Genomic DNA, 16761 nt, shown 5'->3' with positions numbered 1-16761 from the left:
CCGCGTCTTCCGCTTCTTGGGGAGCATGTGAGGTGCGCACGCAGAGGTGCGACTTTCACACCCCGTGTGAACGGTTCTCCGTTACTCTCTGAAACAAGGGTTGGACGACCGGAGGGCGAGATGGAGCCCAACAGTCAACTGGACGTACTGCTTGACCAGTCGGGAATCTCCCGGGCAGGTCTCGCTTCACGGATCAATCGTCTCGGCGCGGAGCACGATGTGACTCTGCGTTACGATCACACGGCTGTCGCGCGCTGGCTCAAGGGGCAGCGTCCGCGGGGCCGTGTACCGGAGTTGATATGCGAGGTACTGGGCGCGCGGCTGGAACGCACGCTGACCCTCGCGGACATAGGCATGGCCGGACCTCCCGGCGCGCTCCCGGCGCCGCACCCCCTCTCATCCGGAGGCGCGGGCGAGGACGACGAAGGGGCCACGCTGGGCCGCTTCGTGGAGCGGGCGGCAGTCTCCTGGCGCTCCGACCAGATGCACGCCGACACCCCCGGACCGGCCCTGCTGACGGGAGCGGCGGCGGTGGCGCCGGTGTGGGAGTGGGAGAACCCTCCCGACGACCTGGACGTCTCCCACCAGGGGAAACGCGGGGTCTCGGAGGCGGACGTCGCGCTGCTGCACGCCGCTCGCGGCCACTACGAACACCTCTACCGCAACGCGGGCGGAGTCGCCACGCGCCCCCGCGTCGTCGGCTTCCTGACCGGTGAGGTGGCGCCGCTGCTGCGCGGGGACTACGACGACGGGACCGGCCGCGAACTGTGCCGTGCGGCGGGCGCGTTGGCCGCGGTGAGCGGCATCTGCGCCTACGACGCCGACGAACAGGGCCTCGCCCAGCGGTACTTCCACCAGGCTCTGCGCCTCGGCAAGGCCTCCGGCGACCGCCTCTTCGGCGGCTACGTCGTCTCGCTCCTCGTCAACCAGGCGCTCCATCTCGGCGACAACCGGCGCGCCATCGCCTGTGCCGAGGCGGTGTTACGCACGCCGGGGCCGCACTCGACCCCGGCCCTGGCGACCGACCTGTACGCGATGCAGGCGAAGGCGTACGCGCGCATCGGCGATCGCAGGGGTGCGCACAGCTGCATGCGCAGTGCCGAGACCTGCTCCACACGCATACGTCCCGAGGAGGAGCCCGAGGAGACCGGCTACGTCCAACCGGGCCTGGTACAGGTCCGATTGGCGGAGGCGTTGCTGGTACTCGGTGAGCTGGAACCGGCCCGCCGGTATGCCGAGGAGGCCGCGAGGGCACCCGCCCATGTGCGCGGCCGGGTCAACCGGCTGGTCACGCTCACGGGCGTCGAGTTGCGCACCGGCTCACCGGAACGCGCTGCGGAGACGGCGGTGCGGATGGCCGATCAGGCGCAGGGCATCGAATCACAGCTGCTGCGGCAGCGCATGCGGCAGGTCCGGGAGCGTCTCCTACGGCACCCCGGCACCCCGGCCGCACAGGCGGCGGAGCTGATCGAGGAAACGTTGCGGGTGCCTCTCTGAAGGGAGGACGGCCGGACGGCGCCTCTGTCAGGGAAGCGCCGCGGCGTGCTGGGATGTGCCCAACCTCCGTCAGGAAGGGGGCACATACGTGCGATGGAAGAACCTGGGTGAACACACTGTGTACGAGAACCAGTGGCTACGGGTCAATCTCGCGGACGTGCTGCTGCCGGACGGCCGTCACCTGGATCACTATCTGATCCGGCTGCGGCCGGTGGCCATGGCCACCGCGGTCAACGAACGCAACGAGGTGCTGATGCTCTGGCGGCACCGCTTCATCACCGACAGCTGGGGATGGGAGCTCGCGGCCGGAGTCGTCGAGGACGGCGAGGACCTCGCCGCCGCGGCGGCGCGCGAGATGCTGGAGGAGACGGGCTGGCGGCCCGGGCCGCTGCGTCATCTGATGACTGTGGAGCCCTCCAACGGGCTCACCGACGCACGGCATCACATCTACTGGTCGGACAGCGCCGCCTACGCGGGCCACCCCGAGGACGACTTCGAGTCGGACAAGCGTGAGTGGGTGCCGCTGAAGGAGACGCCGGACCTCATCGCCGCAGGCGAGGTCCCCGCCGCGAACACGGCGGCGGCACTGCTGATGCTGTACCGGCTGCGCTTCGGCTGACCGGAGGGCTAACCGGACCGGCCGGGTCGGACCGGCCGGGTCGGACCGGGGCCGCGGCGATCTGGACCGGGCCGGACGACAGAGCCGGAGAGCCGGACCGGCCCCCGGTCCGCCGAGTGCGGCGGGCCGGGGGCCGGAAGGTCCTCTCGTGCGCGTCTCGCGCGCTTCCGGCGGAAGGAGCGCCTGTCATGCGCCCCCTCACGCCTTTCTCACTTGCCGCGCAGGAAGCCGTCCCCGTGCTGTGCGATGTGCTGCTCCAGCGCGGAGAGCGCCTGCTGCACCTCGGCGGAGGTGCCGCTGCCACGCTGCTCGGCGTAGTAGGCGGCGCCCAGGCGCTTCAGCAGGTCGCTGCCCTGCCGCTGTGCCTGTACCTCCTCCATCTTCTCCTTGCCCTGCGTCAGGCCGCGCTGCGCCTGCTCCTTGGCCCTGTCGAGGAAACCCGCCATCGTTCCTGCCTCCTGTGCCTGCGTCGCCGGGGGGAATTGCCCGGAAAACTCCCCTGTCCTTGCCCGTCCAAACGTATGCCGTGATCAGCTGGTTCCCTGCTCATCCTCGGCCAGTACGTCGAGGGCCACCCGTACGAGCTGCGGCACGGCGGGATGACCGGGCCTGCCCGAACCGACGGGGCTCTCACGCCAGATGAGCATCAGCGGTACGTCGCCCGTGCCGGCCAGCGGCCGGTACACGACGTCCGGGTGCGGGTGCATCTCCGCCGTGGCGGACGTGGAGACGCCGACGGCGTTGCCCGCCGCGATGGCGCCCAGCCAGTCGTCCGTGTTGGCGACGAGCACCGCAGAGTCCGGGTCCGGGCGGATCTCCTCCGGCCATAGTTCGAGCGTGGTCAGACCGGAGACGGTGTTGAGGGCGATGGGGTGGTGCGCCAGCGAGGCGAGGTTCAACGGGCCCGCGTGCGTGGCCAGTTCGCTGTCCGCGGGCACAGCCGCCACACGCGTCTCGTTGCACAGCCACTCGCCGAGCAGGCCGTCGGCCTCCCGGGGGATCAGCGGTGCCCGCATCAACGCGACGTCGACCTTGCCGCTCAGCAGGCCTGCCGACCGCTCGTCCACGCGCAGCAGCTCCAGCGGCGTCTGCGGGTACAGCTCCTTCCAGCGCCGCAGCAGCGGAGTGGTGTGCCGTCCGAACGCCGACCACGCGTGGCCCAGGCGAAGCGGCCACGGGCGCAGCCGTGCGGGGTCGAGCGCCTCGTCGACGGCGGCGACCGCGGTGGTCGCCTTGTCCAGGAAGCGCCGTCCGTCCGTGGTCAGTTCCAGGTGGTGGGTCGTGCGGTCCACCAGCCGCACTCCCAGGTGCGCCTCGAGCTGACGCAGGGTCCGGGAGAGGGCGGGCTGGCTCATCCGCAGCACCGCCGCGGCGGACGTCACGCTGCCCGCGTCGGCGATGGCGAGGAAGGCGCGCAGATGACGCAGTTCAGCGGTCATGCGCACGGAGCATAGCCGCAGGCCGAGACGCATTTCACAGGGCGACGCGGCGGTCATAACGTGTGCTCATGAGCTCTGGTGACAGCACTGCCGCGCGGAACCCGCCCCGGACCGGGCCCGGCTCCGGCGCCCACGGCCCGTACGCACGGCAGGGCCACGGGCGGCTCGGCGCGGTCGGGATGGTCATCGGCAGTGCCATGTCACTGCAGTTCGGGTCGGCGGTGGCCGCCACGCTCTTCCCGCGGGCCGGCGCGCTCGGTGTGGTGGCGCTCAGGCTGGTCTTCTCCGCGCTGCTCATGCTCGCCGTGTGCAGGCCGCGGCTGCGGGGCCACTCCCGCACGGACTGGGCGGCCGTCACCGGGCTCGGCGTCGCGCTCGGCACCATGAACACGCTCTTCTACCAGGCCATCGACCGCATCCCGCTCGGTGCCGCCGTCACCCTCGAACTGCTCGGCCCGCTCGTGCTGTCCGTCGTGGGTTCGCGGCGCCTGCTGAGCCTGCTGTGGGCAGGGCTCGCGCTGGCGGGCGTGTATCTGCTGGGCAGCAGCGGTTTCGGCAGCATCGACTTCGCCGGGGCCGCGTTCGCGCTGGCCGCCGGTGCCATGTGGGTGGCGTACATCCTCTTCAACTCCCGTACGGGCGCCCGATTTCCGAAGGCCGACGGGCTTGCCCTCGCCATGGCACTGGCCGCCCTGCTCAGCGCGCCGCTGGGTGTGGCGAGCGCCGGCCGCGCGCTGCTGGACCCTGTGACGCTCGGGCTGGGCGCGGCGGTGGCGGTGCTCTCCTCGGGGGTGCCGTACACGCTCGAACTGTTCGCCCTGCGAAGGCTGCCCGCGGCGACCTTCGCGCTGCTGATGAGCCTCATGCCGGTGGCGGCGGCGTCGGCGGGGTTCCTGGTGCTCGGCCAGCGCCTCGAGTTGCCGGAGCTCGTCGCCATCGCCCTGGTCATCGTCGCCAGCATGGGCGCGGTACGTACACCTCCCGCCGCCCGCACCAGGGGTGCCGGGCCGCCCGTGCCGTGAGGTCCGCCGTGCGCCATAGGCTGGGCCGGTGAGCGAGCGCGAGCGGCCGGTGGCCGTCTGGACCGAGGACGGCGTCGAACGCACCGCACTGTGGCGTTCGGAGAGCGGCGCGAAGCCCCCGCGGCACGTGCGCGTCGCGGACGACCGCATGACCGCCGACTCCGCCTACAAGCTGGCCTGTGAGGGCACGGCGCTGCTGTGGCGCGGCGACTATCACCAGGCGCGGCAGATGCTGTCCGCGCTGGCGCGCCGGGTCGACCGCAAGCCGCCGAAGGCCGGCGGTAGTCCGCGGGAGACCTTCCACCTCCAGCGCCAGGCGCAGTCCCGGCGGGCGCGGATCCTGGGGATGCTGCTGGTGCCACTCGACGCCGGGGGCGGGGACGGCAGGGCCGGGGACGGCTACTCGGTACCGCTCCGCCGCGCGCCCGACGTACGGGAGGCGTGCCGCGAGGCGTACGGACCGCCGGAGGGCACCGGGGTGCGGCACTCCCTCGTGGCGCTGCGCGAACTGCTCGGCGTCGTCGGCGCTCACGAGTGGCGGCACAGGGGAGTACCGGTGCCGGCGCTGGGCGGTGAACGCGTGCACCCGGCGTACGGGGTCTTCTCGCCCGTGCGCGGCGAGTACGTGGACCTGGTGGCCGGCACCGAACTGCCCCCGGGCGGGCTCGCGTTCGACATCGGCACGGGTACCGGGGTGCTCGCCGCGGTGCTCGCCCGGCGCGGGGTCACCAGTGTCGTCGCGACCGACCAGGACGAGCGGGCCCTGGCCTGTGCCCGTGAGAACGTCGAACGGCTGGGCGTGTCAGGGCAGGTGAGCGTCGTCGCCGCGGACCTCTTCCCGCCGGGCACCGAGCAGGCCTCGCTCGTCGTGTGCAACCCGCCCTGGCTGCCCGCGAAACCGGCCTCGCCGCTGGAACACGCCGTGTACGACCCCGGCAGCCGCATGCTCCGCGGTTTCCTCTCGGGGCTGGCGGAGCACCTGACCGCTGAGGGCGAGGGCTGGCTGATCCTCTCCGACCTCGCCGAGCATCTGCAGCTGCGTACGCGCGAGGAGTTGCTGGCCTGGATCGCCGAGGCGGGCCTCGCCGTCGCCGGCCGGGAGGACACCCGTCCCCGCCACGCGCGTTCGTCCGACGCCTCCGATCCGCTGCACTTCGCCCGCGCCGTGGAGATCACGTCGCTGTGGCGGCTGAGGCGCGCCGGGGGCTGACCGGGGGCTCCGGCGAACCCGGGCGGGCGACCCAGACTCACGAAGTGGCCGGCGGGGAGCCGCCGTTCACGGCCCCCACACCGGCACGGAAGGCGTTCCGCAAGTCTCGGGAGACGCCCGGCGGTGCTCCGGACCCGGGGCCCGACGGTCCGCTCCCGTCCCTGTACCTTCCCTTCCGTCCCCCGAGAAAGCGGAGAGGTGAATCCCCTGTACGGTCCGCGCGTGCTGCTGTGGTGCCTGGCAATCGGTGGCCTCTTCCTGGCCTTTGTCTCCCTGTCCGCGCACCAGCGCCCCCTGGCCGTCGTGGGGTTCGTCCTCGTCATCCTCTGCCCCGGCCTGGCCGAGGCGTACGCGCAGCGCAGGCGGCGCAGCGACTGGTACCGACGCGAGTTCGGGACGCAGGAGGAGTTCGTCAGCTCCCTCGACCAGGCCGACCTGCGCCGCATCCGCGACGAGAAGGGGTTGGCGGAGGCGGTCCGCGCCCTGCGCCGCCGGCACCCGAAGCTCCCGTTGAAGGTTGCCGCGGACACCGTCAAACAGCTCTGAACGGCCCGGGGACGCTCCCGACCCCGCGGCTCCTCAACTGCCGCCGCTGAAGGACCGAATGGGCCTGAGCGCGCAAGGCGCCGGTCGGCGCGGTGCGCGCGTATGTGGCCGGGCGAAGAAGACTGCACCCGGTTCGACGTGGACACCTTCGTGAGGCGCCGTGACGAACCGGGTGCGGTCGAAGCCCGGGAGGACGAAGGGCGTCAGCCCTTCTTGGTCTCCCAGAAGATCTTGTCGATCTGGGCGATGTAGTCGAGGGCCTTCTGGCCAGTGGCCGGGTCGGTCGAGCCCTTGGCCGTGGAGAGGGCCTTGAGGGTCTCGTTGACCAGCTGGTGCAGGTCCGGGTACTTCTCGAAGTGCGGGGGCTTGAAGTAGTCGCTCCACAGCACCGAGACGTGGTGCTTGGCCAGTTCGGCCCGCTCTTCCTTGATCGTGGTGGCGCGGGCGCGGTAGTGCGGGTCGTCGTTGGCCTGGTACTTCTCCTGGATGGCCTTGACCGACTCCGCCTCGATGCGGGCCTGCGCCGGGTCGTAGACACCGCAGGGCAGGTCACAGTGGGCGCTGACCTTGACCGTGGGCGCGAACAGACGGGAAAGCATAGAGCCGTCCTTCCTCGTGATCGTCTTCTCACCTGTGAGATTACTCCGTAGGGGAGGCCTTTTCGCGTGTGCCCCCGAGGGCTTAGGACAAAAGTCCAGTGTTGGGCGAACGTGAGGACGGGACCGAGGTGAGGCGCACAGATGCCGGAGCGGGTGCGGGAATCGCGAGGGTACGGACAGCAGAGGAGCGGGGCTTTGAGCGGGTTGCTGAAGCGGATCGGGCTCGCCGAGGTCTACAACCCGTCGATGCTGCCCACGCTGCGCCCCGGTGACCGTCTGGTCGTGAAGTACGGCTCCCGCGTGCGCCCCGGAGCCGTGGTTCTGCTGCGGCACCCGCTCCAGCACGACCTGCTCATCGTCAAACGGGCCGTGGAGCGCCGTTCGGGTGGCTGGTGGGTGGTCGGTGACAATTCGCAGGTGCGCAATGACAGCCGGGAGTTCGGCGCCGTCCCGGACGACCTGATGGTGGCGCGTGCCTGGGTGCGGCTGCGGCCTCCGCGGGGCCCTCAGCGCTCGCTGCGGCCCGTACTGCCGTGGGTCTTCTCGGCGGTGCGGCCGCTGGTGGTGCTGCCGGCGGGGCGCTCCGGTACGGCCTCCGCGTCGTCGTCTTCCCTGACGTCCTTGCTGTCCCGGCTCTCCAGGCGCTTGCGGGCGCGGTAGGCGGCGACGTTGGCGCGCGTTGCGCAGCGGTCGGAGCAGTAGCGGCGGGAGCGGTTGGTGGAGGTGTCCAGGTACGCCTTGCTGCACGGCGCCGCCTGGCAGATCCCGAGCCGTTCCACGCCCAGGTCGGTCAGGTGGAAGGCGAGGCCCATGCAGGCCGTGGCCGTGTAACCGGCCGCCGCCGTGACGGGGTGCTCCGCGAGGTGCATGTGCCAGCGCGGGCGTCCGTCGGCCGCCAGGTCGCCGTGACCGCTGATCTGAGGGCTGGCGGGGAATTCCATGAGCAGCGCGTTGAGAAGGTCCACGGCGCGCGTCTCGTCGCCCTCGGAGGCGGCGCCGAAGACGGCGCGCAGCCGCGTCCGTACGGCCCGCAGCCGGGCCACGTCGGCCTCCGTCGCCCGGCGGGCCGTCTGCCGGTTGGCGCCGCACAGCTCCCGCACGGACTCGACCGACGTGAGGGTGTCCACGCCGCGCTCGGGCTCCTCGGTGTTGACCAGGCGCACCGCGAAGTCGGAGTAATAGCTGAGTTCCACTTGTGGTCCTTACAGCAGCGGGGCTATCGTCGGCCGTGCAGGTAATGAGCGAGTTCGGTCAGAGAGTATTACATCCAGGAGGATGGCGTGGCTGCCTACACGGACGACGCGGACATCGCAGGAGCCGGTGCGGACTGGCGAGCATGGCAGGAGAGTTGGGACCGGCAGCAGGAGTTCTACCTCCCGGACCGCGAGGAGCGGTTCCGGGTCATGCTCGACATGACCGAGGCCCTGGCCGCTCCCTCTGCCCCCGCAGAGGAGGACGGCTCCGGCGCCCCCGGGCCCGTGGTGCTCGACCTGGCCTGCGGCACGGGCAGCATCTCGCGGCGGCTGCTGCGCCGCTTTCCCGGGGCGCAGTGCACGGGAGTCGATCTCGACCCGGCGCTGCTGATGATCGCGCGCGGCTACTTCGCGGGGGACGAGCGCGTGGAGTTCGTGAGCGCGGATCTGACCGACCCGGAGTGGACGGACAAGCTCCCGCACCGCTCGTACGACGCCGTGCTCACCGCCACCGCCCTGCACTGGCTGCGCACCGACGAACTCGGCGTGCTCTACGGGCAGATCGCGGGCGTGCTGCGCGACGGCGGTGTGTTCATGAACGCCGACCACATGCCGGACGAGACCACGCCCCGCATCAACGAGGCCGCGCACACCTTCGACAAGGCGCGTCGTGAGCAGGCCGAGGAGCTGGGCAAGCAGGACTGGGCCGCCTGGTGGGACGGGCTGTCCCGGGAGCCCGCGGTGGCCGACGCCGTCGCCGTGCGCTTCCGCACCATCGGCAACCCGCTCGCCGGCGACCACTCCGACGGCGAGGTGCAGTCCCCGGCCCGCCATGCCGAACTGCTGCGCGCGGCGGGCTTCGCGGAGGCACGGCCGGTGTGGAGTTCGCCCCTCGACGCGCTCGTGCTGGGCCTGAAGTAGTCTCCGCGCGCCGCGAAGCCGTATGCGCGTGAGGGCGGTACGGGCAGAGGCTGCCCGTACCGCCCTCACGCGCTTGTCCGGCCGTTCCGGCTCCCGCGCATCCCGCGCCGGAGCCGGGTGACGGCGAGGTCAGCGGCGGGCGACGCCTTCCGCGCGTGCCGCCGCGGCGACCGCGGACGTCACGGCGGGAGCGACCCGCTCGTCGAACGGCGACGGGATGACGCAGTCGGCGCTCAACTCGTCGGAGACGACGGCCGCCAGGGCCTCGGCCGCGGCGAGCTTCATTCCCTCGGTGATGTCGGTCGCCCGCACCTGCAGGGCGCCGGCGAAGACCCCCGGGAAGGCCAGCACGTTGTTGATCTGGTTCGGGTAGTCGCTGCGGCCCGTGGCCACGACCGCCGCGTACTTGGAGGCGACGTCCGGGTGGATCTCCGGGTTCGGGTTGGCCATGGCGAAGACGAAGGAGTCCTCGGCGAGTGTGGCCACCGCCGACTCCGGCACCGTGCCGCCGCTGACGCCGATGAAGACGTCGGCGCCGTCCATCACCGACTCCAGGGAACCGGTGCGCCCTTCCTTGTTGGTGAAGCCCGCCAACTCCCGCTTGACGTCGGTGAGATCGTCTCGGTCCGCGGAGACGACGCCCTTGCGGTCGCACACCACGACGTCGCCGATGCCCGCCTCCACGAGGATCTTGGCGATCGCGAAACCCGCCGCGCCCGCACCCGAGATGACGGTGCGCAGGTCGCCGAGCACGCGGTTCGTCAGGCGTGCGGCGTTGCGGAGCGCCGCGAGCGTGACGATCGCCGTGCCGTGCTGGTCGTCGTGGAAGACCGGCACATCGAGGCGTTCCTTGAGCTTTGCCTCGATCTCGAAGCACCGGGGTGCCGCGATGTCCTCCAGGTTGACGCCTCCGAAGGACGGTGCGAGGCGCGCGACGGTCTCGACGATCTCGTCGGTCTCGCGGCAGTCCAGCGCGACCGGGAACGCGTCCACGCCGCCGAACTGCTTGAAGAGAATGGACTTGCCCTCCATCACCGGGAGGGATGCCTCCGGGCCGATGTCGCCGAGCCCCAGCACCGCGCTGCCGTCCGTGACGACGGCCACCACCTGGGACTTCCACGTGTAGTCCGCGACGAGCTCGGGCTGGCGCGCGATGGCGCTGCAGACCTTGGCCACGCCCGGCGTGTACGCGAGGGACAGTTCGTCCGCGTTGCGGACCGGGACGGTGGCCTGCACGGCCATCTTCCCGCCACGGTGCAGAGCGAAGGCCGGATCGATCACGTCCTCGTCCAGTCCGTCCTTCGAATTGACGATCTCCGCTGCCACTTGTCGAACCCCTTTGTCGAAAAACCTTTGTGAGAGAGGCCGCTCCCTGGTTGAGGAACGGGCGGGCACCACGTACGCCGGCCGCGCGGTCCATGGCCCTGGTGGGAGCCCCGGGCGAGGCCCGGTTGTGGATCCCCTCAGGCCCTGGGCCGAGGGGGCGGGTCCCCCGGCCCGCTGGCCGAGGGGGAGGAGCGAACGCCGGGCGCGCCGCACACGCGCCCTGGTCCCCGGGTGAGGGGTGTAATCGACCTTTGTACCGGACGAAGCCCGTCGGTTACGACCCGCTTTCCCCATGACCGAGAGCAGGCAACCGGACATTAACCGACAGAACGGTCCGAACGTGTGCGGGGGTCGACTATCTCTCGACCACAACACACCTGTCGGTGAAGGGTCTTCGGCGTAACCCGCGGATGTGCTCAAGGTCTCCTGCGGGTCTCCGGTCCAACGGAACGCGACGCGGTGTATGCGACGCGTTAGTGCCCTGTATGCGGAACCGGGCCTCCGTTATCCGATTTTGACTCGCGAGTCCTCTGTAACCGCTCGAACGGATGGCAGGATTTCCACCATCCATCGGCAGCATCCTTACGCGGTCGCGACACCCGAAGGTGTGTGCCCGACCGGACGCTCCCTCATCCGCAGGAGGACCCCGCAATGACCGCACGCAACTCCCGGCGCCCGGCGGACGTGCGCCGCCGCAGCGCTCGTATGGCCGCGCCCATAGCCGTGCTGGTCACCGGCGCCCTGATGCTGACAGGCTGCGGCGACCAGACCGGTTCCGCGGGCGGCGGCGCCGACAAGCAGGGCAGCAAGGCCCCGCTCTTCGACAAGCTGCCGAAGAAGATCCAGAAGGCGGGCGTCATCAAGGTCGGTACGGATGCCGCGTACAAGCCGATGGAGTACAAGGAAGGGCAGAAGATCGTCGGACTCGACCCCGACCTCGCCAACGCGATGGGCGAGCAGCTCGGTGTGCGGTTCCAGTTCACCAACGGCACCTTCGACGGGCTGATCACCTCCATGCAGACCGGCCGCTTCGACATGATCATGTCGTCGATGACGGACACCAAGGACCGGCAGGAGGGCCTGGACGACAAGGGCAAGAAGGTCGGCAAGGGCGTCGACTTCGTCGACTACCTCACCGCCGGCTCCTCGATCCTCGTCAAGAAGGGCAACCCGGAGAAGATCGAGTCGGTCGACCAGCTGTGCGGGAAGAAGGTCGCCACGCAGCGCGGAACCACCTCGCACGAGATCCTCAAGAAGCAGATCGACAAGTGCAAGAAGAACCGTGAGCGGCCGCTGACGATCGAGCCGTTCGACACCGACGACGAGGCGCGCGTGCGGCTGAAGGCCGGCGGCGTCGTCGCCGACATCTCCGACTTCCCCGTCGCGGCCAACGCCGCGAAGAGCGGCGACGACTTCGAGGTCGTCGGCGAGCAGATGGAGTCCGCGCCGTACGGCATGGCCGTCTCCAAGGGCAACGACGAGCTCAGCGGCGCCCTCAAGGAAGCCCTGACGAAGATCATCGAGGACGGCTCCTACAAGAAGGCGCTCAAGAAGTGGGGCGTCGAGGACGGCGGAGTCTCCGAGGCGAAGATCAACAGCGGTACCTGAGCCGCGTCGCGGCCCACCGGCCGGCCGGTCCAGTCGTCACGGACCGGCCGGCCGTGCCACGGCCACCGCGAACCGGCGTCGCACCGACGCTCGCCGGCAGCGATGTCCGCGAGTCCGCGACCGCCACTCCCGCAAGGCGCCCCGCCGGGTCCCCCAGCCAGTGCTGGGCGGGGCCCGGCCCGCCGGGGGAGTGCCCCCAGCCCACCGATCGACAGGCAGCAACCTCCATGACCGCACCCCTCGACAAGGCGCCCAGCGCGCCCCCATCCGCCGGCACGGCACCCGAGGCGATCAAGGCGATACCCGTGCGGCACTACGGCCGCTACGTCTCCGCCGCCGTCGTCATCGTGCTCCTCCTCCTCGTCGTCAAGGCGTTCGCGGAGGCGGACCTCACCTGGGGCTCGGTCGGCAGCTTCTTCTTCAACGACCAGATCATGGAGGGCGTCAAGAACACCCTCGTCGTCAGCGTGCTGTCCATGCTGATGGGCCTGGTACTCGGCATCGTCCTGGCAGTGATGCGGATGTCGAAGAATCCGGTCACCAACTCGGTGGCGTGGGGCTACATCTGGTTCTTCCGCGGCACGCCCGTCTACGTGCAGTTGCTGCTGTGGTTCAACCTCGCGCTGATCTTCCCCGTCCTCAATCTCGGCCCGATCTACAAGGACGAGATGACGGACGTCATGACGCCGTTCATGGCAGCCCTGCTGGGACTCGGCCTGAACGAGGCGGCATACATGGCAGAGATCTGCCGCGCCGGCATCCAGTCCGTGGACGAGGGGCAGACCGAGGCCTCGCAGGCTCTCGGCATGACCAACGGGCAGAACATGCGCCGGATCGTGCTGCCGCAGGCGATGCGCGTCATCGTGCCGCCGACCGGCAACGAGTTCATCAACCTGCTCAAGACCTCCGCCCTGTGCGCCGTCGTGCAGTACGAGGAGGTGCTGCGCAAGTCGCAGAACATCGGCAACAATTCGGGCGCCGTGGTGGAGATGCTGTTCGTCGCCACCATCTGGTTCCTCGTGATCACGACGGTCTTCAGCATCGGGCAGTTCTACCTGGAGCGGCACTACGCGCGGGGCTCGTCGCGGCAGCTGCCCGCAACCCCGTGGCAGCGGGCGCGGCAGCTGGTGTTCACCTTCAGCCGTGGTACGGGATCGGGCTCAGGCTCGGGAGCGGGAGGCGCCGCATGAGCGCGATGGTCAAGGCGGAGGCCGTACACAAGTCCTTCGGCCCGGTCGAGGTGCTCAAGGGCATCGACCTGGAGGTCGCGCCGCGCGAGGTGTTCTGCATCGTGGGGCCCTCGGGGTCGGGCAAGTCGACATTCCTGCGCTGCATCAACCATCTGGAGAAGATCAACGCGGGACGGCTGTACGTCGACGGCACGCTCGTCGGCTACCGCGAGCACGGCAACAAGCTCTACGAGCTGCGGGACCGCGAAGTCGCCGCGCAGCGCCGCGACATCGGCATGGTCTTCCAGCGCTTCAATCTCTTCCCGCACATGACCGCGGTGGAGAACGTGATGGAGGCGCCGGTGCTCGTGAAGGGCGAGAGCAAGGCGAAGGCGCGGGAACGCGCTGCCGCGCTCCTGGACCGCGTGGGCCTCGCCGAGAAGACGGACAGCTACCCGGCGCAGCTCTCCGGCGGGCAGCAGCAGCGCGTCGCCATCGCCCGCGCGCTGGCGATGGAGCCCAAGCTGATGCTCTTCGACGAGCCGACCTCCGCGCTCGACCCGGAGCTGGTCGGCGAGGTGCTGGACGTCATGCGCGACCTCGCCCGGGACGGCATGACGATGATCGTCGTCACGCACGAGATGGGCTTCGCGCGCGAGGTCGGCGACTCGCTGGTCTTCATGGACGACGGTGTGGTCGTGGAGTCGGGCAACCCCCGGGACGTCCTCAACGACCCGCAGCACGAGCGGACGAAGTCCTTCCTCTCGAAGGTGCTGTGAGGCCGAGCGCATTCCACGCGTCCGTGACATCTGTCGCTTCGCCGGGGCGGGGGGTGGCTGGTCAGCCCCCCGCGCGAGTAGCGTCCGGATCATGTTTGCTGCATACGCCGCACGAATCGACAAGGACCAGCCGCTGGACGGGCTGGAGCTGGGTGACCGTCCGGAACCGACGGTTCCGGACGGTTGGACGACCGTCGACGTCAAGGCGGCGTCGCTCAACCACCACGACCTGTGGTCCCTGCGTGGCGTCGGCCTCGGCGAAGAGCTGCTGCCGATGACCCTGGGGTGCGACGGCGCGGGCGTCGACGCCGACGGCAACGAAGTCGTCCTCCACTCGGTCATCGGTGCCACCGGTCACGGCGTCGGCCCGAACGAGAAGCGCACCTTGCTGACGGAGAAGTACCAGGGCACGTTCGCCGAACGCGTCGCCGTGCCCAAGTGGAACGTGCTGCCCAAGCCGAAGGAGCTCTCCTTCGCGGAGGCCGCCTGTCTGCCGACGGCGTGGCTCACCGCGTACCGGATGCTCTTCACGAACGCGGGCGTACGGCCCGGCGACAGCGTGCTCGTCCAGGGCGCGGGCGGCGGCGTCGCGACGGCCGCCATCGTGCTCGGTGCCGCTGCCGGGCTGCGGGTCTTCGCCACCAGCCGGCACGAGGACAAGCGCAAGCGTGCCGTCGAACTCGGCGCGGAGGCCGCCGTGGAGACCGGTACGCGGCTGCCTCAGCGCGTCGACGCGGTGCTGGAGACCGTGGGCGCGGCCACCTGGTCGCACTCGCTGAAGTCCCTCAAGCCCGGTGGAACCGTCGTCATCTCGGGTGCCACGAGCGGCCCCAACCCGGACGCCACGGAGCTCAACCGGATCTTCTTCCTCGAACTGAAGGTCGTCGGCTCGACGATGGGCAGCAAGGAGGAACTGGCGTCGCTGCTGGACTTCTGCGCCGCCAAGGGCGTGCGTCCCGTCATCGACTCGACGCTGCCCCTGGACCGTGCCCGTGAGGGCTTCGCGAAGATGGCGGACGGTGAGCTGTTCGGCAAGGTCGTGCTGACGGTCTGACGCTGACGGTCTGACGGTCTGAGGGACCTGCAGGTCGGCCCCGTCAGCGGTCCCGTCAGAGGGCGGGGGACGCGGGCGGTGCGTGCCGCGCGGTGTAGGCGGCGAAGGGCTCGATGCCGGCTTCCGCTCGGCGCTCGTCCAGCCGGTCCGGCTCCTCGCAGGGCCACGGCACGGGCTCGCCGTCCCGCACGGTCGCGATCTGCGTGCCGCAGGGCTGCTCGCGTCCCTCGTTGACGTACGTGCGGTCGCGGAGGAAGGCGAGTTGAGCAGCGCTCGACTCGCCCGCCTCCACCGCGCGTTCCATCAGCGCCAACGCCCGCCGCTGCACGTCCAGTTGACGGTCCGCGTGCTGCGCGATCAGCCACGCCGCACGCGCCGCCTCCTCGCCGACCAGCGACTCCGTCGGCCAGCCGTGCTCCGCCATGATCGCGTTGAGGCGGTCGCCGTGCCGCGCGGTGAGCCGGCGCCAGAGGAGCTGTTCGGCGAAGTCCTCACTGAGAGCTCCGGCGGACGCCTCGTGGTCGGCCGCCGCCATGCGCTTCAGCTCGTCGGCCAGTGCGATGTGCGTCGCGTCCATCGGGTCCCGCTCCCTCTCGCTCGTTCTCCGCATCTCCCGTCCGGGCTCTAGGGTAGGCGGGCGGGAGCGTGCGGAGATCATCCGGGAGCAGGGCGACACGAGGGCCGGTGCGCAGGGGCGGCGGAGTCGCGCCCCATGACGCCGCCGGAGCCGGCGCTCAGGCCATGACCTTCTCCATCCTCGCGTCGCCGAACATCATGGCGCGCGTCAGCGGATCGGCCAGGAAGTCGTGGGGGAAACCGAGTTCCACGGCGTGCGGCTGCCGCGGTGGTCAGCACCTGAGGTCGCCGTGCCGTGCGGTGAGCGTCGCGTCCATCGGGTCCCGCTCCCTCTCGCTCGGTCTCCGACTCCCGTCCGGGCTCCAGGCAAGCGGACGGGCGCTGCGGAGATCGTCTCCGGGGATGGTGCGAGCGGGGTTGTGAGCGGGGAGAATGGAATCCTGCACGGGCAGGGTGACCAGCCCTGGCACCAGCACGGCGGGTGGGGGCGTGCATCGCGAAAGCGTCACCTGTGCCGCTTTCGACTGAGTGTCCGCTGCCGCGGGCGGCGCCGACGCAGCCAACCTGGAATCGTCGGCCGGTGACGAAGGAGGACCACGTGACGATGGCAGCCCCAGAGCGTGAATCCGACGTGGCGGCCGGCGACGGTACGGAGTCATCGGTGGAGCACGCCTTCGACGCGTTGAGCGCGGCATCCCCCGAGGGGTGGCGCGTGGAGTTGATCGAGGGGGAGATCCACGTGGTGCCACCGGCCAACGGCGAGCACGAAGAGATCGTGTCCGAGGTGTCGGACCAGGTGACGGAACGTCGCAGGGACAGGGAGTTGCGCACATACACCGGCCTCGGACTGTTCGTCCCCGATGCCTCGTCGACCGGCAAGGTGGTCCCGGACCTGGTCATCGCCCCCAAGGGCAGCTTCGGTGACGAGGCCGAATACCACGACCCCGCTCCCGTCATGCTCGTCGGCGAGGTGACTTCCCGCTCGACCGCTCAGCAGGACCGCGGGCCGAAGCTGCGGGGATATGCGCGCGCCGGCGTTCCCTGCTATCTGCTGATCGACCGTGAGGCCGGCGAGGTCGTCGTGTTCTCCGAACCTGCCGGTGACTCGTACACCCGCAGGGCCGAGGCGAAGCTGTCCAAGACGATCGAGCTGCCCGAGCCGCTGGGGTTCGAGCTGGACACCGGGCAGTTCTGAGGACGGTA

17 protein-coding genes and 1 pseudogene are annotated in these 16761 nt (G+C 70.5%); 12 read left to right on the top strand and 6 right to left on the bottom strand.

The window, feature by feature from the left end; all coding sequences use genetic code 11:
- Window positions 1-120 precede the first annotated feature (120 nt).
- Together G4Z16_RS09875 and G4Z16_RS09870 are read left to right on the top strand one after the other, a co-directional pair.
- Complete coding sequence (locus G4Z16_RS09875; RefSeq protein WP_197350479.1) at window positions 121-1497, top strand: NsdA family TPR-like regulatory protein; 1377 nt, start codon at window positions 121-123, stop codon at window positions 1495-1497.
- An 88-nt stretch (window positions 1498-1585) separates the two neighbouring features.
- Window positions 1586-2116 carry an NUDIX hydrolase gene (locus G4Z16_RS09870; RefSeq protein ID WP_028434204.1) on the top strand — a complete coding sequence of 177 codons (531 nt, stop codon included), beginning with the start codon at window positions 1586-1588 and terminating at the stop codon, window positions 2114-2116.
- 209 nt (window positions 2117-2325) lie between these two features.
- Here the strand turns inward: G4Z16_RS09870 and G4Z16_RS09865 are convergent, their stop codons facing one another.
- Window positions 2326-2562 (bottom strand): hypothetical protein, encoded by a 237-nt coding sequence (locus tag G4Z16_RS09865; RefSeq protein WP_197350478.1) that lies wholly within the window; start codon window positions 2560-2562, stop codon window positions 2326-2328.
- A gap of 84 nt (window positions 2563-2646) precedes the next feature.
- A complete protein-coding gene (locus G4Z16_RS09860) occupies window positions 2647-3555 on the bottom strand; it encodes a LysR family transcriptional regulator (RefSeq protein WP_246530768.1) in 909 nt (302 codons plus the stop codon).
- 68 nt (window positions 3556-3623) lie between these two features.
- Here G4Z16_RS09860 and G4Z16_RS09855 point away from each other — a divergent pair, with 68 nt between their 5' ends.
- From G4Z16_RS09855 to G4Z16_RS09845, 3 genes are all read left to right on the top strand, one after another.
- The gene (locus G4Z16_RS09855; protein WP_246530767.1) at window positions 3624-4577 is read left to right on the top strand and encodes an EamA family transporter; all 954 of its coding nucleotides are present in this window, start codon (window positions 3624-3626) and stop codon (window positions 4575-4577) included.
- A gap of 28 nt (window positions 4578-4605) precedes the next feature.
- Window positions 4606-5787 (top strand): methyltransferase, encoded by a 1182-nt coding sequence (locus tag G4Z16_RS09850; protein ID WP_197350477.1) that lies wholly within the window; start codon window positions 4606-4608, stop codon window positions 5785-5787.
- A gap of 222 nt (window positions 5788-6009) precedes the next feature.
- Window positions 6010-6333 (top strand): hypothetical protein, encoded by a 324-nt coding sequence (locus G4Z16_RS09845; protein WP_197350476.1) that lies wholly within the window; start codon window positions 6010-6012, stop codon window positions 6331-6333.
- Between the two features lie 203 nt (window positions 6334-6536).
- Here G4Z16_RS09845 and sodN read toward each other — a convergent pair whose 3' ends face one another.
- A complete protein-coding gene (sodN, locus tag G4Z16_RS09840; protein WP_028434210.1) occupies window positions 6537-6932 on the bottom strand; it encodes a superoxide dismutase, Ni in 396 nt (131 codons plus the stop codon).
- Window positions 6933-7073: 141 nt separating this feature from the next.
- Here sodN and sodX point away from each other — a divergent pair.
- Window positions 7074-7493 (top strand): annotated as a pseudogene (gene sodX, locus G4Z16_RS09835) (nickel-type superoxide dismutase maturation protease); the annotation flags it as partial.
- On the opposite strand, the gene G4Z16_RS09830 reads toward sodX, so the two are convergent.
- Window positions 7439-8125 carry a CGNR zinc finger domain-containing protein gene (locus G4Z16_RS09830; RefSeq protein ID WP_425508065.1) on the bottom strand — a complete coding sequence of 229 codons (687 nt, stop codon included), beginning with the start codon at window positions 8123-8125 and terminating at the stop codon, window positions 7439-7441. The pseudogene sodX and the gene G4Z16_RS09830 sit on opposite strands and share 55 nt — an antisense overlap.
- An 87-nt stretch (window positions 8126-8212) precedes the next feature.
- Between G4Z16_RS09830 and G4Z16_RS09825 the strand changes: the two genes are divergently transcribed.
- On the top strand, window positions 8213-9046 hold the full coding sequence (locus G4Z16_RS09825; RefSeq protein ID WP_197350474.1) for a class I SAM-dependent methyltransferase: 834 nt from the start codon (window positions 8213-8215) through the stop codon (window positions 9044-9046).
- A gap of 129 nt (window positions 9047-9175) precedes the next feature.
- On the opposite strand, the gene G4Z16_RS09820 is transcribed toward G4Z16_RS09825, so the two are convergent.
- Window positions 9176-10372: an NAD(P)-dependent malic enzyme gene (locus tag G4Z16_RS09820; protein ID WP_281393680.1), complete on the bottom strand. Its 1197-nt coding sequence runs from the start codon at window positions 10370-10372 to the stop codon at window positions 9176-9178.
- A gap of 651 nt (window positions 10373-11023) precedes the next feature.
- Here G4Z16_RS09820 and G4Z16_RS09815 point away from each other — a divergent pair.
- The 4 genes from G4Z16_RS09815 (at window position 11024) to G4Z16_RS09800 (ending at window position 14982) form a co-directional block, all read left to right on the top strand.
- Window positions 11024-11980 (top strand): ABC transporter substrate-binding protein, encoded by a 957-nt coding sequence (locus G4Z16_RS09815; RefSeq protein WP_197350473.1) that lies wholly within the window; start codon window positions 11024-11026, stop codon window positions 11978-11980.
- A 227-nt stretch (window positions 11981-12207) separates the two neighbouring features.
- Window positions 12208-13170 (top strand): amino acid ABC transporter permease, encoded by a 963-nt coding sequence (locus tag G4Z16_RS09810; RefSeq protein WP_197350472.1) that lies wholly within the window; start codon window positions 12208-12210, stop codon window positions 13168-13170.
- A 5-nt stretch (window positions 13171-13175) separates the two neighbouring features.
- A complete protein-coding gene (locus G4Z16_RS09805; protein ID WP_197354285.1) occupies window positions 13176-13928 on the top strand; it encodes an amino acid ABC transporter ATP-binding protein in 753 nt (250 codons plus the stop codon).
- 91 nt (window positions 13929-14019) lie between these two features.
- The gene (locus tag G4Z16_RS09800) at window positions 14020-14982 is read left to right on the top strand and encodes a zinc-binding dehydrogenase (RefSeq protein WP_197350471.1); all 963 of its coding nucleotides are present in this window, start codon (window positions 14020-14022) and stop codon (window positions 14980-14982) included.
- Window positions 14983-15037: 55 nt separating this feature from the next.
- Here the strand turns inward: G4Z16_RS09800 and G4Z16_RS09795 are convergent, their stop codons facing one another.
- Window positions 15038-15559: a DUF6624 domain-containing protein gene (locus G4Z16_RS09795; RefSeq protein ID WP_197350470.1), complete on the bottom strand. Its 522-nt coding sequence runs from the start codon at window positions 15557-15559 to the stop codon at window positions 15038-15040.
- A 603-nt stretch (window positions 15560-16162) separates the two neighbouring features.
- Between G4Z16_RS09795 and G4Z16_RS09790 the strand changes: the two genes are divergently transcribed.
- On the top strand, window positions 16163-16753 hold the full coding sequence (locus tag G4Z16_RS09790) for a Uma2 family endonuclease (RefSeq protein WP_197354284.1): 591 nt from the start codon (window positions 16163-16165) through the stop codon (window positions 16751-16753).
- Window positions 16754-16761 lie beyond the last annotated feature (8 nt).

It is taken from the genome of Streptomyces bathyalis (genome assembly GCF_015910445.1).
In the GTDB taxonomy this organism is placed as follows: Bacteria; Actinomycetota; Actinomycetes; order Streptomycetales; family Streptomycetaceae; genus Streptomyces; species Streptomyces bathyalis.
Note: the sequence above shows the minus strand (reverse complement) of the source record. Positions and strands in the feature narration are given on the sequence as shown.

Coding starts and splice junctions, on each gene's coding strand:
- G4Z16_RS09875 (WP_197350479.1), top strand. CDS start 121: ATGGAGCCCAACAGTCAACTGGACGTACTGCTTGACCAGTCGGGAATC.
- G4Z16_RS09865 (WP_197350478.1), bottom strand. CDS start 2,562: ATGGCGGGTTTCCTCGACAGGGCCAAGGAGCAGGCGCAGCGCGGCCTG.
- G4Z16_RS09860 (WP_246530768.1), bottom strand. CDS start 3,555: ATGACCGCTGAACTGCGTCATCTGCGCGCCTTCCTCGCCATCGCCGAC.
- G4Z16_RS09855 (WP_246530767.1), top strand. CDS start 3,624: ATGAGCTCTGGTGACAGCACTGCCGCGCGGAACCCGCCCCGGACCGGG.
- sodN (WP_028434210.1), bottom strand. CDS start 6,932: ATGCTTTCCCGTCTGTTCGCGCCCACGGTCAAGGTCAGCGCCCACTGT.
- G4Z16_RS09815 (WP_197350473.1), top strand. CDS start 11,024: ATGACCGCACGCAACTCCCGGCGCCCGGCGGACGTGCGCCGCCGCAGC.
- G4Z16_RS09810 (WP_197350472.1), top strand. CDS start 12,208: ATGACCGCACCCCTCGACAAGGCGCCCAGCGCGCCCCCATCCGCCGGC.
- G4Z16_RS09805 (WP_197354285.1), top strand. CDS start 13,176: ATGGTCAAGGCGGAGGCCGTACACAAGTCCTTCGGCCCGGTCGAGGTG.
- G4Z16_RS09800 (WP_197350471.1), top strand. CDS start 14,020: ATGTTTGCTGCATACGCCGCACGAATCGACAAGGACCAGCCGCTGGAC.
- G4Z16_RS09795 (WP_197350470.1), bottom strand. CDS start 15,559: ATGGACGCGACGCACATCGCACTGGCCGACGAGCTGAAGCGCATGGCG.
- G4Z16_RS09790 (WP_197354284.1), top strand. CDS start 16,163: ATGGCAGCCCCAGAGCGTGAATCCGACGTGGCGGCCGGCGACGGTACG.